This is a genomic window from Sphingobium sp. (genome assembly GCF_033795625.1).
Lineage (GTDB): Bacteria > Pseudomonadota > Alphaproteobacteria > Sphingomonadales > Sphingomonadaceae > Sphingobium.
In genome coordinates this window covers 148,959-170,508 of record NZ_JARYGI010000001.1, presented here as the reverse complement: position 1 = coordinate 170,508, position 21,550 = coordinate 148,959, and the positions used below count along the sequence as shown (strand labels likewise).

The 21,550-nt window shown below is 61.9% G+C and carries 30 protein-coding genes; 18 read left to right on the top strand and 12 right to left on the bottom strand.

From position 1 onward, the window contains the following. Positions 1 to 14: 14 nt before the first annotated feature. Positions 15 to 467: a J domain-containing protein gene (locus tag QHC67_RS00920; RefSeq protein ID WP_319289950.1), complete on the bottom strand. Its 453-nt coding sequence runs from the start codon at positions 465 to 467 to the stop codon at positions 15 to 17. Beyond that, positions 467 to 1,309 (bottom strand): division plane positioning ATPase MipZ, encoded by an 843-nt coding sequence (locus tag QHC67_RS00915; protein ID WP_319289948.1) that lies wholly within the window; start codon positions 1,307 to 1,309, stop codon positions 467 to 469. Before QHC67_RS00915 ends, QHC67_RS00920 begins: the two co-directional genes overlap by 1 nt. Positions 1,310 to 1,422: 113 nt before the next feature. Between QHC67_RS00915 and panC the strand changes: the two genes are divergently transcribed. Together panC and QHC67_RS00905 are read left to right on the top strand one after the other, a co-directional pair. Then, positions 1,423 to 2,274, top strand: a complete 852-nt coding sequence (gene panC, locus QHC67_RS00910; RefSeq protein WP_319289945.1) for a pantoate--beta-alanine ligase — start codon at positions 1,423 to 1,425, stop codon at positions 2,272 to 2,274. Between the two features lie 144 nt (positions 2,275 to 2,418). Beyond that, on the top strand, positions 2,419 to 2,715 hold the full coding sequence (locus QHC67_RS00905) for a hypothetical protein (RefSeq protein WP_319289943.1): 297 nt from the start codon (positions 2,419 to 2,421) through the stop codon (positions 2,713 to 2,715). A 3-nt stretch (positions 2,716 to 2,718) separates the two neighbouring features. Here the strand turns inward: QHC67_RS00905 and QHC67_RS00900 are convergent, their stop codons facing one another. The 4 genes from QHC67_RS00900 to QHC67_RS00885 all read right to left on the bottom strand — a co-directional run bounded on the left by QHC67_RS00900 (position 2,719) and on the right by QHC67_RS00885 (position 5,316). After that, on the bottom strand, positions 2,719 to 3,831 hold the full coding sequence (locus tag QHC67_RS00900; protein ID WP_319290059.1) for a GNAT family N-acetyltransferase: 1,113 nt from the start codon (positions 3,829 to 3,831) through the stop codon (positions 2,719 to 2,721). A gap of 87 nt (positions 3,832 to 3,918) precedes the next feature. After that, positions 3,919 to 4,380, bottom strand: coding sequence for a RidA family protein (locus QHC67_RS00895; protein WP_319289941.1), 462 nt, complete (start codon positions 4,378 to 4,380; stop codon positions 3,919 to 3,921). Positions 4,381 to 4,426: 46 nt separating this feature from the next. Then, positions 4,427 to 5,062 (bottom strand): HAD family hydrolase, encoded by a 636-nt coding sequence (locus QHC67_RS00890; protein ID WP_319289939.1) that lies wholly within the window; start codon positions 5,060 to 5,062, stop codon positions 4,427 to 4,429. Continuing rightward, positions 5,059 to 5,316: a DUF3572 family protein gene (locus QHC67_RS00885; protein WP_319289937.1), complete on the bottom strand. Its 258-nt coding sequence runs from the start codon at positions 5,314 to 5,316 to the stop codon at positions 5,059 to 5,061. The genes QHC67_RS00890 and QHC67_RS00885 overlap by 4 nt, the downstream gene beginning before the upstream one ends. 91 nt (positions 5,317 to 5,407) lie before the next feature. On the opposite strand from QHC67_RS00885, the gene QHC67_RS00880 reads away from it, so the two are divergent. Then, on the top strand, positions 5,408 to 5,782 hold the full coding sequence (locus QHC67_RS00880) for a response regulator (protein ID WP_319289935.1): 375 nt from the start codon (positions 5,408 to 5,410) through the stop codon (positions 5,780 to 5,782). A gap of 96 nt (positions 5,783 to 5,878) precedes the next feature. On the opposite strand, the gene rpmG is transcribed toward QHC67_RS00880, so the two are convergent. Further along, on the bottom strand, positions 5,879 to 6,046 hold the full coding sequence (gene rpmG / locus QHC67_RS00875; RefSeq protein WP_066599119.1) for a 50S ribosomal protein L33: 168 nt from the start codon (positions 6,044 to 6,046) through the stop codon (positions 5,879 to 5,881). A gap of 217 nt (positions 6,047 to 6,263) precedes the next feature. Between rpmG and QHC67_RS00870 the strand changes: the two genes are divergently transcribed. The 3 genes from QHC67_RS00870 (at position 6,264) to QHC67_RS00860 (ending at position 7,772) form a co-directional block, all read left to right on the top strand. Further along, positions 6,264 to 6,581: a hypothetical protein gene (locus QHC67_RS00870; protein WP_319289928.1), complete on the top strand. Its 318-nt coding sequence runs from the start codon at positions 6,264 to 6,266 to the stop codon at positions 6,579 to 6,581. Positions 6,582 to 6,593: 12 nt separating this feature from the next. After that, positions 6,594 to 7,160, top strand: coding sequence for a hypothetical protein (locus QHC67_RS00865; protein WP_319289927.1), 567 nt, complete (start codon positions 6,594 to 6,596; stop codon positions 7,158 to 7,160). Between the two features lie 120 nt (positions 7,161 to 7,280). Beyond that, a complete protein-coding gene (locus QHC67_RS00860) occupies positions 7,281 to 7,772 on the top strand; it encodes a DNA starvation/stationary phase protection protein (RefSeq protein WP_319289926.1) in 492 nt (163 codons plus the stop codon). A gap of 145 nt (positions 7,773 to 7,917) precedes the next feature. Here QHC67_RS00860 and QHC67_RS00855 read toward each other — a convergent pair whose 3' ends face one another. Continuing rightward, positions 7,918 to 8,727 carry a cold-shock protein gene (locus tag QHC67_RS00855; protein ID WP_319289925.1) on the bottom strand — a complete coding sequence of 270 codons (810 nt, stop codon included), beginning with the start codon at positions 8,725 to 8,727 and terminating at the stop codon, positions 7,918 to 7,920. Between the two features lie 247 nt (positions 8,728 to 8,974). On the opposite strand from QHC67_RS00855, the gene QHC67_RS00850 reads away from it, so the two are divergent. From QHC67_RS00850 to rpoN, 5 genes are all read left to right on the top strand, one after another. After that, positions 8,975 to 9,592 carry a ribonuclease D gene (locus QHC67_RS00850; protein WP_319289924.1) on the top strand — a complete coding sequence of 206 codons (618 nt, stop codon included), beginning with the start codon at positions 8,975 to 8,977 and terminating at the stop codon, positions 9,590 to 9,592. A gap of 4 nt (positions 9,593 to 9,596) precedes the next feature. Continuing rightward, on the top strand, positions 9,597 to 10,241 hold the full coding sequence (gene lptC, locus QHC67_RS00845) for an LPS export ABC transporter periplasmic protein LptC (RefSeq protein WP_319289923.1): 645 nt from the start codon (positions 9,597 to 9,599) through the stop codon (positions 10,239 to 10,241). A gap of 2 nt (positions 10,242 to 10,243) precedes the next feature. Continuing rightward, positions 10,244 to 10,789, top strand: coding sequence for an LptA/OstA family protein (locus tag QHC67_RS00840; RefSeq protein ID WP_319289922.1), 546 nt, complete (start codon positions 10,244 to 10,246; stop codon positions 10,787 to 10,789). A gap of 112 nt (positions 10,790 to 10,901) precedes the next feature. Continuing rightward, complete coding sequence (gene lptB, locus QHC67_RS00835; protein ID WP_319289921.1) at positions 10,902 to 11,681, top strand: LPS export ABC transporter ATP-binding protein; 780 nt, start codon at positions 10,902 to 10,904, stop codon at positions 11,679 to 11,681. 45 nt (positions 11,682 to 11,726) lie between these two features. Then, complete coding sequence (gene rpoN / locus QHC67_RS00830; protein ID WP_319289918.1) at positions 11,727 to 13,253, top strand: RNA polymerase factor sigma-54; 1,527 nt, start codon at positions 11,727 to 11,729, stop codon at positions 13,251 to 13,253. Here rpoN and QHC67_RS00825 read toward each other — a convergent pair. Then, complete coding sequence (locus tag QHC67_RS00825) at positions 13,250 to 14,005, bottom strand: glutaminyl-peptide cyclotransferase (protein WP_413818463.1); 756 nt, start codon at positions 14,003 to 14,005, stop codon at positions 13,250 to 13,252. The genes rpoN and QHC67_RS00825 overlap by 4 nt on opposite strands. Further along, positions 14,005 to 14,739: a folate-binding protein gene (locus QHC67_RS00820; protein ID WP_319290057.1), complete on the bottom strand. Its 735-nt coding sequence runs from the start codon at positions 14,737 to 14,739 to the stop codon at positions 14,005 to 14,007. The genes QHC67_RS00825 and QHC67_RS00820 overlap by 1 nt, the downstream gene beginning before the upstream one ends. A gap of 64 nt (positions 14,740 to 14,803) precedes the next feature. On the opposite strand from QHC67_RS00820, the gene QHC67_RS00815 reads away from it, so the two are divergent. Beyond that, complete coding sequence (locus QHC67_RS00815) at positions 14,804 to 16,129, top strand: dihydroorotase (protein ID WP_319289914.1); 1,326 nt, start codon at positions 14,804 to 14,806, stop codon at positions 16,127 to 16,129. Here the strand turns inward: QHC67_RS00815 and rarD are convergent. Continuing rightward, positions 16,116 to 17,042 carry an EamA family transporter RarD gene (gene rarD / locus QHC67_RS00810; RefSeq protein WP_319289912.1) on the bottom strand — a complete coding sequence of 309 codons (927 nt, stop codon included), beginning with the start codon at positions 17,040 to 17,042 and terminating at the stop codon, positions 16,116 to 16,118. The genes QHC67_RS00815 and rarD overlap by 14 nt on opposite strands. Positions 17,043 to 17,064: 22 nt before the next feature. After that, positions 17,065 to 17,286, bottom strand: a complete 222-nt coding sequence (locus QHC67_RS00805; RefSeq protein WP_319289911.1) for a hypothetical protein — start codon at positions 17,284 to 17,286, stop codon at positions 17,065 to 17,067. Positions 17,287 to 17,432: 146 nt separating this feature from the next. On the opposite strand from QHC67_RS00805, the gene QHC67_RS00800 reads away from it, so the two are divergent. The 6 genes from QHC67_RS00800 (at position 17,433) to QHC67_RS00775 (ending at position 21,546) form a co-directional block, all read left to right on the top strand. Continuing rightward, complete coding sequence (locus QHC67_RS00800) at positions 17,433 to 18,203, top strand: hypothetical protein (RefSeq protein WP_319289909.1); 771 nt, start codon at positions 17,433 to 17,435, stop codon at positions 18,201 to 18,203. Positions 18,204 to 18,273: 70 nt separating this feature from the next. Beyond that, a complete protein-coding gene (crcB, locus tag QHC67_RS00795; protein WP_319289907.1) occupies positions 18,274 to 18,654 on the top strand; it encodes a fluoride efflux transporter CrcB in 381 nt (126 codons plus the stop codon). After that, a complete protein-coding gene (locus QHC67_RS00790) occupies positions 18,651 to 20,027 on the top strand; it encodes an RluA family pseudouridine synthase (RefSeq protein ID WP_319289905.1) in 1,377 nt (458 codons plus the stop codon). Before crcB ends, QHC67_RS00790 begins: the two co-directional genes overlap by 4 nt. 9 nt (positions 20,028 to 20,036) lie before the next feature. Next, a complete protein-coding gene (locus QHC67_RS00785) occupies positions 20,037 to 20,639 on the top strand; it encodes an FMN-binding negative transcriptional regulator (protein WP_319289903.1) in 603 nt (200 codons plus the stop codon). Continuing rightward, positions 20,636 to 21,295, top strand: coding sequence for an HAD-IA family hydrolase (locus tag QHC67_RS00780; RefSeq protein WP_319289902.1), 660 nt, complete (start codon positions 20,636 to 20,638; stop codon positions 21,293 to 21,295). The genes QHC67_RS00785 and QHC67_RS00780 overlap by 4 nt, the downstream gene beginning before the upstream one ends. Next, a complete protein-coding gene (locus tag QHC67_RS00775) occupies positions 21,292 to 21,546 on the top strand; it encodes a hypothetical protein (protein ID WP_319289900.1) in 255 nt (84 codons plus the stop codon). The genes QHC67_RS00780 and QHC67_RS00775 overlap by 4 nt, the downstream gene beginning before the upstream one ends. Positions 21,547 to 21,550: the final 4 nt, after the last annotated feature.

The window sequence follows — 21,550 nt, the reverse complement described above, 5'->3', positions numbered from 1 at the left end:
TTTCTGGGGTAGCGTTAAGAGGCGCGATCCGAATCTTGTCTGTTGTGCATGTGCGTTACCGCATAATGCTGCAAGAGCACATCGCGTGCCGCATTGATTTTAGCGGCGAGCGCCTGCGTACCGCCTTTGTCGGGATGAACCGTGGCTATCAGTCGGCGATGTGCAGCGCGAATAGCCTCTTCGTCGGCATCTGGACTCAGGCCAAGCAGCGCCCGCGCGTCGGCCAGAGCCTCGTCATTTTGGGTTGCTTTGGCGGGCTTCGTAGGTTTGCGGATACGCATCGCGGCATAGGCCACCGACGCCAGCACGGGTAATGCGCCGATCAACGGCTTTCCCTTTGCAGCCGTCACTGCGCCGACGATGGCAAGGCCCAGCATCATGCCGTCCTTGGTCGTCATCCGTTGCAATCGCCCTGTCCAGAGCATCCATGCCGCGAGGCCGATCAGCAATAAGGCAATCGGCCCCATCAGGCGGCGCCAAGCGCCTCGGGATCGAGTTCCTGCGCCTGCATTTCAGGTGTTACTGGCTCATTGTCCTGCATCACCGAAGGCAAGGCAAGGCCCGCTACCATTTCCCTCAATTCCTGCCGCGCCGCGATGTGGCTCACGCCAAGTTCGCCCAGATGCCCCTTGTCCAGAAGAGTAAGGCCAGAAGGGAACAACTCGCGGTAAATCACGCGCTCGGAGAGGCCGGGAATGACGCGGAAGCCGACACGCCGCGACAATTCGGTGAGAGCATCGCCCACGCGCTTCTTGTTGCGCGCGTCATGATGCTGGACACGATTACGCAGCACCACCCAGTCGATCGACACGCCGTCGGCCTTGGCGCGGCTCTTGCGGGCCTCGAAGATCAGCTCGGAATAGAAAGACAGCCGCTTTACCTTGAATGTCTCGGCATCCACCTGCCCGATCAGGTCGAAGTCGACGAAACTGTCGTTCATGGGCGTGACCAGCGTATGCGCCCGCGCTGCCATGTTCCGGGCGAATACATCGTCGCGCCCTGGCGTGTCGACGATCAGGAAGTCCTTGCCGCGCGCCACTGCATCGGTTTCTTCGGCAAGGGCTTCCACGGTATCGCCCTTGAACACCGCGAACTCGGGCGCGGGCAGCGTGATAGAACGGCGCTTGGCCGTGTCGCCGCGGTTTTCCATGTATCGCGTGACGGTGCGCTGCCGGGGGTCGAGGTCGATCATGCCCACGCGGTGCCCCTGGCTTGCCAATGCCACGGCGACGTGAACGGCTGTCGTGGACTTGCCCGTGCCGCCCTTCTCATTGGCAAAGACGATGGTGTGCGCCGTGTGGCTCGTCATTGGACCTGCGGTTCCCTATCTTGATGCGGTTCTTGTCGTTTGAATCTTGACCGGCCGGGCTTTCACGCCGTACCGAAAATCATCCCTCTGCCCTTATCGGACCCTCCCGCCGCGTGCAAACCCTCCGTGATATTCCCGCGCTGCGTGCCGCGCTTGCCGCCCTTCGCGCTGATGGCAGGCCGGTTGCGCTCGTGCCGACCATGGGGGCGTTGCATGACGGCCATATGGCATTGATCGAGGAGGCAAAACGGCACGCGGGCCATGTCGTCGCCTCGATTTTCGTCAATCCCAAGCAGTTCGGGCCGAATGAGGATCTCGACGCCTATCCCCGCCGCGAAGCCAGCGACAGCCAGATGCTTGCCGATGCCGGAGTGGCGATCCTCTGGGCGCCCAAAGTCGAAGTGATGTATCCGGCCGGTTTCGCAACGAACGTGTCGGTTTCGGGTATCAGCGAGGGTCTGGATGGCGCTGCGCGGCCGGGTCACTTCGATGGCGTTGCGACAGTCGTGTCGAAGCTCTTCAATCAGGTCCGGCCCGATGTCGCCGTATTTGGCGAGAAAGACTATCAGCAGCTCGCTGTCATCCGGCGCATGGTCGCCGATCTCGACATGGGTCTGGAGATCATCGGCCTGCCGACGCAGCGGGCGGAAGACGGCCTGGCCCTGTCCAGCCGCAATGCCTACCTCTCGCCGCAAGAGCGCAAGGATGCACTCGCCTTGCCCCGCGCCTTGGGCGAAGCGGCGCGTCAAATGACCAGCGGTGCCGCAGTCGGGGAAGCTTTGCATGCGGCCGCGGCGACCATGTTGGCGCATGGTTTTGCTTCCGTCGATTATGTTCGGCTTTGCGACGCGGCAACGCTGGAGGAGATGACGATCCTCGATCGCCCTGCCCGCTTGCTCGCCGCCGCTCGGATCGGCACCACGCGCCTCATCGACAATATCGCAGTCCATCCGGTCGCCCGATAAAGCGCGTTAACCCTGCTTCCCGGTGAAATCGTTCATCAATTCACCGAAATCCTGATCTGCCATTAACCATTTATTATTGCCCGTGCGGCAGATTGCATCTCGAACAAGTGGATCGGGGGATCATCAGCAGGGGTATTTCACGTCATGGGTAACAGTATCAAGAGTGCGCAGTTTCTGATGGAAAGTCGTTTGGCCGATGCCGCATATGGCAGTGGCCAGGCTCTGTTCGATCTCGGAATGGCTTATAGCAGCGGCAGCGGCGACATCGAGATCGACTATATCGAAGCCCATAAGTGGTTCAACCTCGCGGCACGCGCCGGCATCGAGGAAGCCCAGTATATGCGCGGCGAAGTCGCCGAGGAAATGACAGCCCGTGAAATCGTCGAAGCCCAGCGTCAGGCGCGTGCCTGGATAGCCGCAACGACTCGCGCCGCCGCCTGATCCTCAGCCTTTCCTGAAGGGCGCTCGCTCTCCCAGAAATTCTCGGTCACGCGCCACGGCCTCGCGTTCCTGAGCCAGAAACCCCGCCACTGCCCGGCGAAATCCGGCATCGGCGATATAATGCGCCGACCATGTCGGCTGCGGCCCATAGCCGCGGGCCAGCTTATGCCCGCCCTGCGCGCCTGCCTCGACACGCTTCAACTGCATGGCGATGGCGGCGTCGATCGCCTGATAATAGCACAGCTCGAAATGCAGGAACGGCACGTCCTCGCTGCATCCCCAATAGCGTCCGAAGAGTGCGTCACTGCCGATCAGGTTCAGCGCACCTGCGATTGCCTGCCTCCCGCGATAGGCGAGAATCAGCAGCACCTTGTCCGCCATCCTTTCGCCCATCATCGAAAAGGCGGCACGGGTCAGATAAGGATGCCCCCATTTCCGCGCTCCGGTGTTCTGATAGAACTGCCAGAAGATGTCCCAGTGATTTTCGGTGATGTCGCGGCCCGTCAGGTGCACTATCTCCAGACCCTCGACGGCCTTTGCACGCTCCTTGCGGATGTTCTTGCGCTTGGAACTCGATAGCTCCGCCAGGAAGTCGTCGAAACTCCCATAGCCGGGATTGGCGAAGTGGAACTGGCTATCCTCCCGAATTAGCCAGCCCGCCGCTTCGAACAACGGAACCTGACTTTCCTCGACGAATGTCGCATGGGCGGAGGAAAGCTCGTTATTACCCACCAGCATTTCGATCCCGCCGATCAGCGCGGGGGCCATCGCCGGGTCGCGCAGCAGCAGGCGCGGGCCGGGCACGGGCGAGAAAGGCGAGGCGATCTGGATCTTCGGATAATATTGCCCGCCCGCCCGAGACCAGGCGTCGGCCCACTGATGGTCGAAGACATATTCGCCCTGGCTGTGCGTCTTGCCATAGCATGGCGCCGCTGCAGCCAGCGTGCCGTCGGCCGCGTCTATCAACATCGGGAGCGGTTGCCAGCCTGTGCCCTGCCCGACACTCCCCGACTCTTCCATGATACTCAAAAAAGCATGGGATACAAAAGGGTTATCCGCACCAGCGCAGGCATCCCATTGCGCCGGGTCGACGGCGGCCACACCATCTGGTTCCAGGCGAACGGTGACTGGCTCATCCGGAAAGGCGCTCACGGTGGTCAGTTTCCTCGTCCGGAAACGCGCCTCTCGGTCACGTTACCCTGTTCAATCTCGACGGACAGCAACCACGGCGTCGATCTCCACCGCGGCTCCCCGTGGCAGTACCGGAACGCCCACGGCGCTGCGGGCATGACGACCGGCGTCGCCAAAGATCGATACCATGAGGTCCGAAGCACCATTGGCGACCAAGGGCTGGTCCGTGAAATCGTCGGTACTCGCAATGAACGCACCCAGCTTCACTATGCGTTCAACCCGGTCGAGCGACCCCAGCGCCGCCTTCATCTGCGCCACCAGCATCAGGCCGCACTTCTCCGCCGCCTTCTGTCCGAATGCCACGTCCCGGTCCGCACCCAGTCGACCTGTGAGAATCACATCTCCATCGAAGGGCAATTGTCCGGAAATGTGCAGAAGGCCGTTCACTTCCACGGCTGCCACATAGGAAGCGATAGGGGCGGCAGGCTGCGGAAGGGTGAGGCCCAGTTCGGCGAGGCGGGTGTCTATGGTCATGGCGCCCTATCTGGTCTTGGCAGCGGATGGGGTCAAGGGTGAACGATCAGGCCAACTCTGTGGCGGGAAGGCCATCGGCAAAGCGCGCCACGATCCATTCTTCGGCATCGGCCCAATCGTCGATGCGCGCGTGCGCATGAGGATCGGGTGGCACCTGCGCCGCGATCTCGGGTTCTCCGACCATGTGGAGACGCCAAACCTGTGGCGCATGCTCGGCGACCGAAGCGTGGTGCACCCCAAGGTCATCGATGAAGACCGTGACGCTGGGCCTTAGCCGTTCAACGATTCGGGCCAGCGGCGCACCCTTGCCGCCCTGGTTCCAGTGCACGCGATGGTGGATGCCCAGCAACCGTAGCTGTTCGATGCGACCGGCATGGGCACGTTCACCGATGTTTGTGAGTACCTCGACGTCGGCGATTTCCGACAGCCGGGCAAGGGCCTGGACTGCGCCGATTATCGGCTGCTGCCTATGCATCTCCGTGTCGAAGAATGCACTGAGCAGCGTCCAGACCAGCTCCCGTTCCAGCAGGTCCCCGCTGTCCTTGTGCCGCAGCGCATTGGCGAACTCCTGCCCGCGCAGGTCGAAATGAACGCCATGCACTTCGTCCAGCCAGTGGCGGAAGGGCACCACCATGTGCAGCAGGACTTCGTCGCAATCGGTGACGATCAGGGGACGACTCACGCAGCGAGGCTCCGGTGCGCAGCGACGAGGGCGGCTGGCGAGACCTCCATGGCCTCTGCGCAGGCAATCAGGTCGGGTTCGTAATTGGCCAGATGCTCCAGAACGGCGCCCAGAACCGCCGGATCACCGATCCCCGTTCGCAATGCGTCGGCATCGAGCCCGGTGATCGCCAGCAGCCGTTCGGCACGCCGCGCATCGGAGAGCATCCAGACCAGTGCATGTAATGCGAGCGCATGGGGATCGGACATGTCCATATTGCTTTCCATGTCTCTGGCGCGCATTTAAGGATGGCCTTTTTAAAGGGATAGGGACTGTCCCATCCTTGGTGAGTTTCCGGAGCTTCTGGTGGCAAAGCGCGTGCTCGTTGTCGAGGACAACGAACTCAATCTTAAACTTTTCTGCGATCTGCTGCGCGCACACGGACATGATGCGTTGCCGGTGCGGGACGGCCGCGACGCCCTCTCGCAAGCGCGTGACTTCGTTCCGGAACTGATCATAATGGATATTCATCTGCCGCATGTCAGCGGAATCGACATCATCATCGCGCTGAAGGCCGACCCTTCGCTGGCGAAGGTGCCTGTCATGGCCGTGACTGCCTATGCCGGGAAGGGCGATGAGGAGAAGATCCGCGCGGCGGGCGCGGAAGCCTATGTGTCGAAGCCGATCTCGGTGATGAAGTTCATGGATGTCGTGAACGAGCTGTTCGGGTCCGCGGGCTAGGCCAAGCGGCAGGACCAACGACAAAGGCCCGCGCGGTGTCCGGGCGGGCCTTTCCAAAGGCGCAACAGAGCCGACGTTGCGTCGGCCCGCAGGCTTTTACTTGATCTTGGCTTCCTTGAACTCGACATGCTTGCGCACGACGGGATCATATTTGCGGAAGCTGAACTTTTCCGTCTTCGTGCGCGGGTTCTTCTTGGTTACGTAGAAGAATCCGGTGTCAGCGGTGCTGACGAGTCTGATCTTGACGGTGGCTGGCTTCGCCATGGCCGTATCCTTGCTAAATAAACGAGGCGCAGCCCCGCGAATCTGGTGAAAAATAAAGGCGGCATCGCAGCCGCCCGTTTCAGCGCTGCCCATTGCGGCAGATTCGGGCTGCTGTCAAGCCGACTAGCGAGTTCCAGGAACCCGCGGCGCGCTTTACGCGGCATTAACTATGTCGCGCGCATGATCGCCTGATGACGGGCAGCGGGGAACGAAGCTCATGAAACATGATGCCATGCTGGTGATTCGCGCCGACATGATCAACCGCATAGACGCCATTGCCGCCCAGCGCGGCCATATCCGCCTGTCGACGATGTGCGAGGAAGTCGATCGGATCCGCCACGTCGCCCGCAGCTATGGCATGGAGCCTCTCGAACAACTGGCCTCCATGCTCGAATCGGCGCTGGCGCTCGACGGGCATGGCCCCATCGTCCTGTCCTATCTCGACATGATGCGCGACGCTGCAGCCTGTGAAGATGCCGCGCCACAAGCGAGCGCAACCTACATGGCCGCTATGTCGCTGCGCATGGGCGCGTGATCAGGACGGTCGATGGATGCGCTGCTGTCTGCCCTGCTGGCGTGCCTGCTATGTGAACTTGGGGGCGCCAATCAGCAACTGGCGCTCGCGCTCTCGAAGCGATTCGAGCGGGACGGGCTAGTTCTCGCAGGGATCTGCTGCGCTGCTCTGCTGAATGCAGCGTTGTCCGCGATCGGCGGAGCTTATGTTTCGATCTTGGTGAACGCCGACGCCCGCACGCTGCTCTTGGCATTTTCGCTGATATTGGGCGGGCTTCAAATGCTGATGACAGTGAAGCAACCCGATCGGCTCGAAGGGTGGCGCATCGGGCCCTTCGCCACGGCATTGTTCGGCACGTTCATACTGGGCTTTGGAGACGCGGCGCAGTTTATCGTGTTCGGGCTCGCATCGCGCATGTCCAACCCCGCCTTCGCGGCCATTGGAGGAGCCTTGGGGGTGATCATAGCCTGTGCGCCTGTGGTCATCCTGCGCACACCGCTCTTCCCCCTAGCCTCTACAGCCTCTCTCCGTCGCGGAGGTGGTGGTTTATTCACAATGGTCGGCGCAATTTTGGGATTGTCTGCCCTTAAAATCCTGTGATCGGCAGGAACGATTACTCTTGGCGAAGATTTCTGCGATGACTTCTCGTTCATCAGTGGCACTAACGTCGCTGCGATTCATTTTGTCTCCGTAACCTTCAACCATGATCAGGAGCACGCCATGACCGAAGCCGATCTCAAGACGCCTACCGACCTGAAGAGTAACGAAACCAAATCCGTCGCCGACGCCCTGAATGGGGTGCTGGCGGACAGCTACGCGCTGTATTTCAAGACCAAGAATTTCCACTGGCATGTGTCGGGGCCGCATTTTCGCGATTATCATCTGATGTTCGATGAGCAGGCCTCGCAGATCCTTGCCACCACCGATGCCATTGCCGAGCGCGTGCGCAAGACGGGCAATACGACGCTGCGCTCGATCGGCGATATTTCCCGCCACCAGACGCTGTCGGACAACGACGCTGCGTTTGTCAGCGCTGATGAGATGCTGGCCGAACTTCGGCAGGATAATCTGAAGCTCGTCGAGGCGCTGCGTGCCGCCAAGGAAGCGGCCGTAACGGCGGGCGACAATGCCACGGAAGGCATTATCGACGACTGGACGGACGAAGCGGAAGAGCGGGCGTGGTTCCTGTTCGAGACCAGCCGGAAGGGTTGAAGACTTGCTAGCTTGCTGCTGGCAGGCCCTGGCCGCAGCAGCAAGCAGCGACCTCCGGGACTAAACTTCGTACTCAACAAAGAAGGCCCGACGCATATACATGCGCCGGGCCTTCCTAATTCTCAGTCCCTAGGACTGGCTGCGTTCAGTCGGCTTTCGACTGCAGGTTCACCGCTGCATATTTGCCGCGACGATCCACTTCCAGTTCGAAGTCCAGACGATCACCTTCGTTCAAGGACGCCATGCCCGCACGTTCCACTGCACTGATGTGCACGAACGCGTCTGGCTGACCATCATCGCGCTGAATAAAGCCGAAGCCCTTCATGGCGTTGAAGAACTTGACCGTGCCACTGGCGCGCTCGCCGGTCAGCTGACGCTGAGGCCCACGATCCGCACCACCGCCACCTGGAGGGGCACCGAACCCACCTGCACGCGGTTCGCGCGGAGGAGCACGATCCGTAACGGGAAGAGGTTCGCCTTCGATCTTGAGATCAGTCGCGGAAACCTTGCCGCCACGGTCAACCAGAGTGAAGCCCAAAGGCTGACCCTCTGCCAATCCCGTCAGGCCAGCCTGTTCTACAGCGCTGATGTGCACGAACACGTCTTCGCCGCCATCGTCGCGCACGACAAAGCCAAAGCCCTTTTGGCCGTTGAAGAACTTGACTACGCCGGTGCCTTCGCCAACCACTTGAGCAGGCATGCCGCGGCCCCCGCCGCCAGCACCTGCGCCGCCGCCGCGGAAACCACCGCCGCCGCCAGCACCGCCGCCGCCGAAGCGATCACCACCGCCAAAGCCGCCGCCGCCACCACCGAAGCCGCCGCCACCGCCGCCGAATCGGTCACCACCGCCACCGAAGCGACCGCCGCCCTGTTCTGCGTATCCGCCGAAATTCTCGTCGCCGAAACCGTCCCGCTTGTCCTTGCCGCGCCCGCGGCGACCTCTATCAAAACTCATGCCCTGTTAGTCACTTTCGCTTCGCCCATCGAACTTCGGATGAACATGCCGGACGAAGGGACATGCAGAATCCGCCGCAAAACCACGGTTTGGGAATCAGTATAAACAGATTTCTTCCCTTACGCGAATGATTTTCCATCCTTTATAGAAGCCGCTGCATTTTACATTAAAGAAGGATATCGCAGGAGAGCTATTCTCACGAAAACCGTTGATTGAGTTGCCGGACTTCCGTCCCTAAAGGAAGCCAATGACAGTATATTTCCACGAGGAGGATTTGCCGGCAGGCGTGCTTGCCGAAGGGTCCGTTGCCATCGATACCGAAACCATGGGCCTCATAACGCCCCGCGACCGGCTCTGCGTCGTGCAGATCAGCGATGGCAAGGGGGACGAACATCTTGTTCGATTCAATCCGGGCAGCAAATATGATGCGCCTAATCTGAAGGCGATCGTAGTTGATCCGGCAAGATTAAAGCTCTTTCACTTTGGCCGTTTCGACATCGCGGCCCTGCAGCATTATCTCGGGGTGCTGGCCACTCCGGTATACTGCACGAAGATAGCCTCGCGGCTGATCCGGACCTACACCGACCGACACGGCCTGAAAGAACTGGTGCGCGAACTCCTGGCGCAGGATCTCAGCAAGGTTCAGCAAAGCTCCGACTGGGGCGGCCCCGTACTGTCCGATGCACAGAAGGATTATGCAGCGTCGGACGTCCGCTACCTGCATTTGCTCAAGGAGGAACTGGATCGCCGCCTGATCCGCGAAGGCCGCATGGAACTGGCACAAGCGTGTTTCGATTTTCTGCCGCACCGGGCATTGCTGGACCTTGCGGGCTGGCCCGACACCGACATCTTTGCGCATATGTGAACCCATGTCCGTTCAGGCCGATCATCAACGTACTCATCGTCAACACTGGGCCCTGCCCGGCGGGAGCCACGATCGCCTGATTGGGTTGCTCAAGACCATATTGCCGGTAATGGTCGGTGTGTTGTGCGCTTTCCTCGCCATGGCGCCCTTCAGCAATGCTGGCGACGTCAGCTTCGTGCTCGACAAGAACAAGGTCGCCGTTGCCAAGGAACGCATGCGCGTGACCGAAGCGCTATACCGGGGCGAGGACGGCAAGGGGCAGCGTTTTTCCTTGCGGGCAGGCTCTGCCGTTCAGAAAAGTTCGCGGGAGCCGATCGTGGATTTGCAGGACCTGTCGGCCCGAATATCCTTGTCCGATGGCCCTGCCATGCTCGTGGCGCAGAAAGGCCGTTATGATATCGAATCGGAGCGCGTCGCCATTGACGGCGCGGTTCAATTTCAGGCGGCCGGGGGATATCGCCTGACCACGCGCGATGTCGGCATCGACCTCAAGACCCGTCAGATGAAGAGCGCAGGCCGCGTCGATGGCCGTATGCCGATCGGGACATTCAGCGCCGACCGCCTTGAAGCTGACCTCGGCCAGCGAACCGTAACGCTGAATGGTCGCGCCCGCTTGCGTATCGACCAAAATGGCCTCAAAGGGCGGTGAACATGACCCGGCTGCTTCCCCTGTTCGTTCTATTGGCTTCGGCGGCTGGCGCATTGGCGCCGCTGAAGGACGCGAGGGCGCAGGTTTTCGCCAATCACAACAGCAATGCTCCAGTTAATTTTTCCGCTGACCGGATCGAAGTTCAGGATCGCGCCGACCGTGTCGTCATTTCGGGCAATGTTGTCGTGGATCAGGGCGGACTTACGCTGAAAGCCGCGCGCATGACGGTCGCTTACCGGCAGGCGGGGGGCGTGGAGATCGATCGTATCGATGCATCCGGCAATGTGGTCGTGACACGAGGGGTGGAGACGGCGCGCGGCAACGTCGCGATCTACGATCTGAACAGGCGCCTGATCACCATGCTCGGCAATGTCCAGCTGAACCAGGGCTCGAACCGTTTGACGGGCGGACGGCTCCTGATCGATCTGGTGAGCGGCCGTTCGACAGTGGATGGCCGGTCTGCGGGTGGGCCTCCCGGCTCGGTTCCGGGTTCCTCGGGTCGGGTATCGGGAACATTTACGGTGCCACAAAGGGCGAACCGACCCTGATAAAGGGGCATTCACACGGACATTATCGCAAATCCACTTGCCGATAACTCACGGGCCATGCACAAAGCCTGCCAAATTGCAGGCAGGTGCCCCAGGGTCATAAGGACAGGCCATGAACGATATAGCCAGCATCGAACGCACGGCGTCAGCGCCAATGCCTCACGATATCAACGACGGCCTGTCGGTAGTCTCTATAGCCAAGAGCTATGACCGGCGCACGGTACTGGCGGACGTGTCGCTGACGGTCGGTAATGGTGAAGTCGTCGGATTGCTCGGCCCGAACGGTGCGGGCAAGACGACGTGCTTTTATTCGATCATGGGTCTTGTCCGTCCTGATAGCGGCCGAATCATGCTGGACGGGCAAGACATCACCAGCCTTCCCATGTACCGCCGCGCCATATTGGGCCTGGGCTATCTGCCGCAGGAAACCTCTATTTTCCGCGGCATGACGGTCGAACAGAACATTAGCGCGGTGCTGGAACTTGCGGAGCCTGAAAAAGCGGCGCGAGCGGAGCGGCTGGAAACGCTGCTGTCCGAGTTCGGGCTGGGTCGCTTGCGCAATTCTTCGGCCATGGCGCTTTCGGGTGGTGAGCGGCGACGCTGCGAAATCGCACGCGCCCTCGCCGCCAATCCATCGATCGTGCTGCTGGACGAGCCGTTTGCAGGCATCGATCCACTGTCCATCGCCGATATCCGCGATCTCGTCAGGCAACTGAAGACGCGCGGCATCGGCGTGCTGATAACCGACCACAATGTCCGCGAGACGCTGGAAATCGTCGACCGCGCCTGCATCATCTATGATGGAAAGGTGCTGTTCGCAGGCAGCCCCACCGAGCTTGTCGCCAATGCCGAAGTGCGCCGCCTCTATCTCGGCGAGAGCTTCTCGCTGTGACATGATGGCCCGGTCCGTCCTTCCTTGTTCCGGTAGGCACGGCTGATGGCGCTAGGTCCGCGCCTCGATCTGCGGCAGAGCCAGTCGCTCGTCATGACGCCGCAATTGCAGCAGGCGATCCGGCTGCTGGCATTGTCGAATCTGGAAATCGAAACGTTCATTGCGGGTGAACTGGAAAAGAATCCGCTGCTGGAGTCTGCGTCCGGCGGAGTGGAAGAACCCGATGGCCCGTCGGTTTCTCTCGAAGCACCCCTGCTATCCTCCGAAACCGCGAGCGCGGACTCCCTGATCGCGCAGGGGCTGGGGGCGACCGACAGCCCATTGGATGTGGACTATAGTGCGGAGACCTTCATCGACGACGGGCCAGGTGACAGGGCCGCAGAGCGGCTGCCGATGGCCGATCGCGGCCTCGGCGGCTCCAGCGACAGCGGCGCGGGTTTCGGCGAAGATGGGCCGGACTTCGACAGCTTCGCCAGTAGCGAGGCAGGGCTGCATGAATATCTGATGGCGCAAGCGGGTGCGCGGCTTTCCGGCATGGATCTGGTGGTCGCGGGCCAGTTGATCGGCCAGATCGACGATGCCGGCTATCTGGAAGCCGACCTGCTGCAGGTCGCCTATAATCTCGATGTTCCGCTCTACACTGTTGAGGCCGTGCTGAGCGTTATCCAGACTTTCGATCCGACAGGGGTCGGCGCGCGTAGCCTGTCCGAATGCCTGGCGCTGCAGGCCAAGGAAGCGGACCGCTACGATCCCTGCATGCAGATGCTGCTTAAAAACCTGGACTTGCTGGCCAAGGGCGCGCTGCCGCATCTGCGCCGCATCTGCGGCGTGGATGAAGAGGACATGGCCGACATGATCCGCGAATTGCGGAACTATGATCCCAAGCCCGGGCTGCGTTTTGGCGGCGATGCCACACAGGCCGTAGTGCCCGACCTCTTCGTCGCACCGCGCGGCACGGGTTGGGCTATAGAAGTGAATAGCGCCACACTCCCGCGCCTGCTCGTGAATCGCAGCTATTATGTCGAATTGTCGGGCGGCGTGCATGACAAGAATTCAAAGGCGTGGCTGGCCGATTGCCTGGCCAGCGCCAACTGGCTGGTGAAGGCGCTTGATCAGCGCCAGAAGACGATCATCAAGGTCGCCAGCGAAATCGTGAAGCAGCAGGAGGAATTCTTCCGCAAAGGGGTTGCGCACTTGCGGCCGCTGACACTGCGCATGGTTGCGGAAACCATCGGCATGCACGAATCCACCGTAAGTCGCGTGACGTCGAACAAATATCTCTCCTGTCCCCGCGGTCTGTTCGAACTCAAATATTTCTTCACCAGCGCAATCCAGTCTTCGGACGGTGGCGACGCGGTCTCGGCGGAAGCGGTCAAGAGCCAGATCAAAGCGCTGATCGGAGCGGAAGACCCGCGCAAGATCCTGTCGGACGACACGCTCGTCGATCTGCTTCGGGAAAAGGGGTTCGACATTGCGCGCCGGACGGTCGCCAAATATCGGGAGGCTATCGGCATAGGATCGTCGGTGCAGCGTCGCCGTCAGAAGGCGCTGGGAGGTACCAAGGCCGCCTAGCGCTGCAGCTTGATCTCGAACAGCTTTGGCCAGAATTTGCCCGTTACGAACAGCCGGTCCTTGGCGGCATCATAAGCGATGCCGTTCAGCACTGCGTCCGGATCGCTGTTCGGCACCTGAGCGGCAAGCGGTGACAGGTCGATCCAGTCGATCACCGCGCCGCTTTGCGGATTGATCCGGGCGATGCGTTTTTCGTACCAGATGTTCGCCAGAACTTCGCCCTTCACATATTCCAGTTCGTTCAGGCGTTCGACGGGGCGGCCATTCCACGTTACGGTGATCCGCCGCTTCTCCTGCAATGTGTCGGGATCGAGGAAGCGCAGACCGGCGGTCCCATCGCTCATGATGATAGACGTACCATCCTGCGTCAGCGCCCAGCCTTCGCCCTCGTATCGAAATTCGCCGAGTCGTTTGAAGTCCCGGCGGTTCCATACGAATCCCTGCCGATGCCGCCACGTCAGGCTGACGAGGCGATCGCCCCAGTTGACGATGCCTTCGCCGAAATATTGCGGTTCGATGGCGACACGGCGGATGACTTTGCCGTCCTTCAGCCGCACCTGGCGTATCTCAGACGCGCCATTCAGACCGGTGCTTTCGTATAGCCCCCCATCGGCCCACAGCAATCCTTCGGTGAACGCCTTGGGATCATGGGGATACGTCTTCACCAAGGTCCAGCGGGTTTCGGCCTGTGCCGGACTGACGATAACGACGGCCCCCAGAACGGCGAGTATGACGCGGCCAACCAACCACATCACTCGACCGGCGCAGCAATCGCAGCGGAGAGCCATTCCGGCAGATCCAGCCCCTTCAGGTCTTCCACCCGGCGATGCTCGATCGACAGCCCCAGGTCGGGCAGTGCCACACGCTGCCGCTTCGCCTCTGCCTCGTCCAGCGGCACAGCGACCAGCCGCCGGTTCACCTTGGACCGATAATGCATCCGGGCCGTGTTCTCCTGCCCCACATAGCATCCCTTGGTGAAATCGACGCCGTGCAGTTCCTCGGCGTTGGCTTCCAACCACAGGGTCTGATCCTGGCCCAGTTCCTGCGCACCCTCAAAGACCTGCAACGACAGGCGGTGCGCACGAAACGCTCCGCTGGCGTCGCCTTCAGTGGGGGGAGCGAGCCAGCGATGGCCAAGGGCAGGATGGCGCGGGTCAAACGACTTCCCCTCCGCGTTCAAACTCCAATGCACTGCCAGATCGGGCTCGCGCGCGATCGTTACCGCTCGCCGCAATCGATAAATCAATAGCCGCCGCGCCAGCGCGTCGGCCTGCGCCGCTTCGCAATCGATCAGCACGTCCGCGCCATCGGCCCACAGGATGAAGTCGAACAACGCTTTCCCCTGCGGTGTCAGCAATCCCGACCAGCGGGGTGCTTGCGGCGCGAGGCCCAGCACATCCTGTGTGACAAGCCCCTGCAAAAAGGGTCGGGCTTCCTCGCCACCGACGCGGATAACCGCACGGTCCTGAAGAGTGGTGTTCGCTATGGTATCGGCCATGGCCTTTAGGTAGGACGATCCCAGTCTTTCTCCAACCCGAAGTTGGCACATCATGACCCAAAGCTACGATCTCGTCCTGAAGAACGGTACTGTCCATACGCCCGGCGGGCCTGTGCAAGCCGATGTGGCCGTGCTCGGCGGGAAGATCGCCGCGATCGGCAGCGGATTTTCAGCGGGGCGGACGATCGACTGCACCGGCCTCGACATTCTGCCCGGCGTGATCGACAGCCAGGTGCATTTCCGCGAGCCGGGACTGGAACATAAGGAAGATCTCGAAAGCGGCAGCCGCGCGGCGGTGATGGGTGGCGTGACCGCCGTGTTCGAGATGCCCAACACGAACCCGAACACCGACAGCGAAGACCGGATACGCGACAAGCTTGCCCGCGCGCATCACCGCATGTGGTGCGATCATGCCTTCTATGTCGGTGCGACCGCCGACAATGCCGAACAGCTTGCCGAACTGGAGCGCATTCCCGGCACGGCGGGCGTCAAGATCTTCATGGGTGCCTCTACGGGCAGCCTGCTCGTCGATGATGATAGCGCGCTCGCCCGCGTGCTGGCGTCGGGCCGGCGACGCGTCGCGATCCATGCCGAAGACGAGGCGCGGATGAAGGAGCGCAAGCACCTGGCGCTGGAGGGCGACCCTTCGACTCATCCGATATGGCGTGACGACGAAAGTGCGATGCTGGCGACGAAGCGTATCATCGGCCTTGCACGGGCCGCAAAGCGGCGCATCCATATCCTGCACATTACGACGCCCGCGGAACTGGAATATATCGCCCAGCACAAGGACATCGCCACCTGCGAAGTCACGCCTCAGCATCTGACGCTGGCGGGAGAGGATGCCTACCCCCGGCTCGGTACCTATGCTCAGATGAACCCGCCGATCCGATCGGGCGCTCACCGCGACGGGCTCTGGCACTGGCTCAATCAGGGCGTGCCGGACGTGCTCGGATCAGATCATGCGCCGCATACCTTGGAGGAGAAAGCGAAAACGTATCCCGCATCCCCCAGCGGCATGCCGGGCGTCCAGACATTGGTGCCGCTGCTCCTGAATCACGTCGCCAACGGGCGCACGACGCTGGCTCGGTTCATCGAACTCACCAGTGCCGGGCCGCAGCGTATATTCGGTCTGGTCGGAAAAGGCCGAATCGCCCTGGGCTATGATGCCGACTTCACCATCGTCGACCTGAAGAAGCAGTGGACTATCGACGCAGGCTGGCTGGCGTCACGCTGCGAATGGTCGCCGTTCACTGGAATGGAACTGACTGGCAAGGCAATCGGCACCATCGTTCGGGGGCGACGGGTCATGTGGGACGACACGCTTGCCGATGCCGCATCCGGCGAGCCCATCCGGTTCGAGGCTACTCAGTTCTAAGGGGCAAAGGGGCGCCGGTTCGCGCCGAGCGTGCGGCGTGCAAGGAGTCTACCGTGAACACCAGCAGTCCGGCCCAGATCAGCACGAAGCTGACGACCTGGCCGTCACTGAGCTTCTCCCCGTACAGTAGCACGCCTAAGAGGAATTGGAGCGTCGGCGCCAGATATTGCAGCAGGCCGAGCGTAGAGAGAGGCATGCGACGGGCGGCCGTCGCGAACAGCAGCAGCGGCACCGAGGTTATCAGTCCGCTCAGAGCCAACAGCGTGGATGTTGCGGGATCGCGACCAAAAGTCGCCCCGCCATGGTGCGTCAGCCAGACCATGTAGAGCGCTGCGAGCGGCGTCAGGATCAGCGTCTCGGCTGCAAGGCCCTGGCGCGGTCCGACGGCGGCAGTCTTGCGGATCAGGCCATAGAAGGCGAACGTCAATGCAAGTATCAAGCTGACCCACAAGGTGTTGAGTGCCGATGCCGCCATCACTGTCACACCCAGTGCAGCGATAAAGATCGCAATGATCTGCGCACGCCGCAGCTTTTCCTTGAGCACCACCACGCCCAAAAGGACGTTGACGAGCGGGTTCAGGAAATACCCAAGGCTCGCAGCGACAATATGCCCGCTGTTGACCGCCCAGATGTAGACCAGCCAGTTGAGCCCGATCAGAGTTGCGCTGGCTGTCATGGTGATCATCGTCTGGCGATGAAGCAGAGTGCGCCGGAACTCACTTATCGCGCCGGTGGCCGCCAACAGCACCATCATCACGATCAGGGAGAACAATACGCGGCTCGCCACCATCTCCAATGGCATGACATCGGGCAGCAGCTTGAAATAGATCGGCAGGAGGCCCCAAGCCACGTAGGCAGCCACGCCGTAGGGCATGCCGCTGTGTTCCGCTGCGCGGGTGCTCGTCTCTGTCACGCGCCGCCTCCGATACAGATGTTCAGATGAAGCCACCGCCGATGAACAGCCGGAAAATCCCCAGTGCAGCGACGATCAGGCAGAAATTGCGTCCGCCATTGCGCGATGAGACCACGCCGACAAGGGCGCCGAACAGAGCTATCGGCACGATCAGCCAGTTTGCCCATCCCAGGAACGGAATGATTGTGGGCAGCATCAGAAGCAGGGCGAGGAGGCCGATCAGGCCGGAGAGGATGTTGAGCATGGATCACACATGGCCTTCCTGCCGGTCTGCTTCAACCTCGCTGGTCTTGCTTCATCTGGTTAACGAAAAATTTCCCCATTTACTCTATTCCCTAACGAAAGATTAACCTTCGTCAGCGATGGCTCTTCATAACAAGGAGTCCTTGCATGATCCTGCCGACGATCCAAATCGATTCGCTGAAGGCTTTGGTATGCGCTGTTCCGCTGATGCTGGCAGCCTGCGGCGGCGGCAAGGACGAGGACCAACTCGCCAACCTCGATGCGGAACTGACGAACAACGCCAGCGACCCTGCTTTGCGGGGAGCGCTGGAAGGGCAAATCGTGGTCGACCCCAATCTCACGGCGCAATCCAATATCAATGCTGTCCGCTCGGGTGAGAAGCCGGTCAGTGGCGGCGTCCCGTCGTTGAAGGCGGCCGATGCGACGGCGCAGGCCCTCAAGGTCGCGGGCGGCAAGCTGCTGCATGCTCCATCGCCGACCCAAGCCAAGCCGTGTCCTGACTGCGGCCCCGATGGACCGGCTACTCTTGGGGCGATGGCGCGCGAGCAGGGAAAGCGTCACCCTGTGCCCAACGGATGCAACGCGAAGCTGGCCTATAGCATGCAGTGGGCACAACGCCTGCCCGAACCCTTCGGCTTGTATCCCGGCGCTGCGCTGGTCGAAGCGGCAGGGGCGGACGGGCCATCCTGCGCGATCCGCGCTGCAAGCTTCGTGGCGAGCGCGTCGATGCCGGACGTCATCGACTTCTACTACACGCAGGCGAAACGGGCAGGCTATGACGCCGAGCACCAACTGATGGACGGCGAACATGTCCTGGGCGGCGTGCGAGCCAGCGATGATGGCGCTTATTTCATGACCTTCGCCAAGGCGCCTAACGGCGGCACCGCCGTAGACGTGGTGGCCAACAAAGGCCGCTGATCAGGACCCGCTTCCCGCGCCAGTTCGCGCAGGGGTGACGCCGGAGCCAAAAGGCTCTAGGGGCTAGGCCATGACCAATACCTTCCTCGTCATGGCGGGCGGCGCCGTCGGGGCGGCGCTGCGCTATCAGCTTGGGCGCATATCCACGCACATGCTCGGCACATCTTATCCCTGGGGTACGCTGGCGGCCAATCTGTTCGGCGGGTTCGCCATGGGCCTGCTCGCCGGATGGCTGGCGCGGCTATCCCTGGCCAGTGGTGAACAGATGCGGCTGTTGCTGGGCGTCGGCGTGCTCGGCGGCTTCACGACTTTCTCCGCCTTCAGCCTGGAAACGGTGATGATGATCGAGCGGGGGCAGAGCCTGATGGCGTTTGGTTATGTGCTGGCGTCGGTTCTCGGTGCACTGGTTGCGCTGGCGCTGGGCCTGTCCGTCGTACGGAGCGTCGCATGAAGAGCGGTCCCACCGGGCGCGGACCCGGCAAGCCCTCCGCGCCGAAGAGCGCCAAGCCTGCTTCACGCGGCCGCAGTGCCGGAAAATCCTTTCCCGCAGCCAAGGAGGGAAAGCCGGGCAAGAGCTTTGGCCCCAAATTCGGTGCCAAGAAGCCGAGCGCCAAAGCGGGTCCCCCACGAGCCGGGCAAGATGCGCGCGCTAAGTCGCCTGCGCGCGCCGCTGCTCCAAAGGCCGAAAAGCCCGCCGCCGCGCCCAAGCCTGCCAAGGTCGCAGGTGTAACCCTGGATGTGCGCCAGTTCCGGGTCGCCGCCGATGACGATGGCATCCGTCTCGATCGCTGGTTTCAACGGCATCTGCCTGACGTCGGCTTCAACATAGTCTCGCGCTGGGCCCGGACCGGACAATTGCGTGTCGATGGTGCTCGCGCCGCACCCGGCGACCGGCTGGCCGAGGGGCAGGCGATTCGCGTGCCTCCCGCCGAAGCGAAGGCCCCACGCCCCGACAAACCCGCTCGTGCAAAGCGGGAAATTACGCTGTCCGAAGACGAGATCGCCTTCGCACAGGAAATGGTGATCCATCGCGACGAGCAGGCGATCGTCCTCAACAAGCCGCCCGGACTTGCCACGCAGGGCGGCACGAAGACCGACGCGCATGTCGACGGCCTGCTCGATGCGCTGATGTACGACAGCGATCAACGCCCGAAGCTGGTGCATCGGCTGGACAAGGATACATCCGGAGCGCTCCTGATCGCCCGATCGGCGCGGTCGGCGGGTTATTTCGCCAAGGCTTTTTCCAGCCGCACCGCCCGCAAAGTATATTGGGCGCTTGTCATCGGCGTGCCTGATGTGCGCGACGGCATGATCGACTTACCGCTAGCCAAGCAGCCGGGCACCGGCGGCGAGAAGATGCATGTGGACGAGAAAGAAGGGCTACCCGCCCGCACCCGCTATCGCATCATCGAACGTGCGGGCAATCGCGCTGCGTGGGTCGAGCTACAGCCTTTTTCCGGCCGCACCCATCAGCTCCGCGTCCACATGGCCGCGATCGGGCATCCCATTGTCGGCGACGGCAAATATGGGGGCAAGGATGCATTCCTCTCCGGCACGATCAGCCGCAAGATGCACCTTCACGCGCGCCGCATCCGCATCGATCATCCCGATGGCGGCAAGGTGGACGTGAAAGCGGACTTGCCGCCGCACTTCCTCGAAAGCCTCAACGACATGGCGTTCGATCTCACTCTGGGGGACATGCCGCTGGAGGAAGAGATCGACACCACGCCGACTCGAGAGGACGAGAAGAAGTTCGCGCGGCAGCACGCCAAGGCCGTGCGCAAGGAACGGCGTGGCGAGCGGCGCGGCCGGGGCACGCGGTAAGGCGAGGTCGTGCATCCCGACAAGACATTCGCCTGGACCGATCGCACAGCGATGCGCGGCTTTGTCGAGCAGGTGGGCCTCGGCGCCATCTTTGCAGCGACGCCCGAAGGACTGCGAGTCGCGCACGCGCCTGTGCTGTTCCTGAGCGATGACTGCGTCGGCTTTCATCTGTCCCGCCACAGCCCCCTTGCCGCACATCTGATGGATGGCGACGCTCTGTTCGTAGCGCAGGGCCCGCATGCTTATGTGAGCCCCGACTGGTACGGAATGGAAGATCAGGTGCCGACCTGGAACTATGTGGCCGTCGAACTGGAGGGCCACGCGAAGGCAATGGATCGCGAAAGGCTCGTCGCGCTGATCGATGCCATCTCGGCCCGGCATGAGGCGCGGCTTGCGCCCAAGAAGGAATGGACGCGCGAAAAGATGCGGGACGGACTGTTCGACCGGATGCTGGGCGGCATCATCGGATGTAGCTTCACCATCCGGGAATGGCGCGGCACCATGAAGATCGGGCAAAACAAGCCCGAAGCGGCGCGCCTCTCCGTCGCAGCGGCTCTGGTGGCGCAGGGTGAGCACGATATGGCTGCGCTGATGCAGGGCGCACCCGCATGAGCAGGCCGCTTGCCTTGTTCGATTGCGATGGCACGCTGGTGGATAGCCAGCATAGCATCTGCACTGCCATGGCGCGCGCTTTCGACGCCGTGAAGCTGGCCACGCCTGATCGGCTCACGATCCTGTCCGTAGTTGGCCTGTCGCTTCCTCACGCAATGGCGAAGCTGCTGCCGGAAGCGGACGAAGCGTTTCACCATCATGTGTCGGATCATTATCGCGACGCCTTTCGTGCCATGCGCGGCGAAGGCGCCGTAAGCGAACCGCTCTATGATGGCATCGCCGAACTCATCGAAGCGCTCGCTGCGCAGGGATGGCTGCTTGGCGTGGCGACCGGAAAGTCCGACCGCGGGCTCAATCTCTGCCTGACGCACCATGGCATCCTCGACCGCTTCGTCACGCTGCAGACGGCCGACCGGCATCCATCCAAGCCACACCCCTCCATGGTGATGGAAGCCATGATGGAGGCAGGCGCTGTGCCGGAAACGACGGTCATGATCGGCGACACAACCTATGATATCGAGATGGCGGTGAGCGCCGATGTCCGGGCGATCGGCGTGAACTGGGGCTATCATTTGCCGGAAGAACTGCTTGCGGCGGGCGCTGCTGCCGTGGCGGTGGACAGCTTGGACCTCGGCCACCATATCGGCGCGCCATGACCGCTTCACCGCCCCCGCCCGTCGACCCCACAGCCGCAGCCCGCCAGCGCCTGCTGTTCATCAATCTGTTTCGCCTTTCCGGCGTGTTCATCCTGATGTTCGGCTTCCTGATCATGATGCAGCGCTTTGGCTGGGTGCAAGGGCGCGACGCGAAGATCCTGGGGGCGATCATCGCCACCGTGGGGCTCCTGCAGACGATCGTCATTCCCCGGGTGCTGCTGCGCGCGTGGCGCACGCCGCCTGCCGACTGAGGCT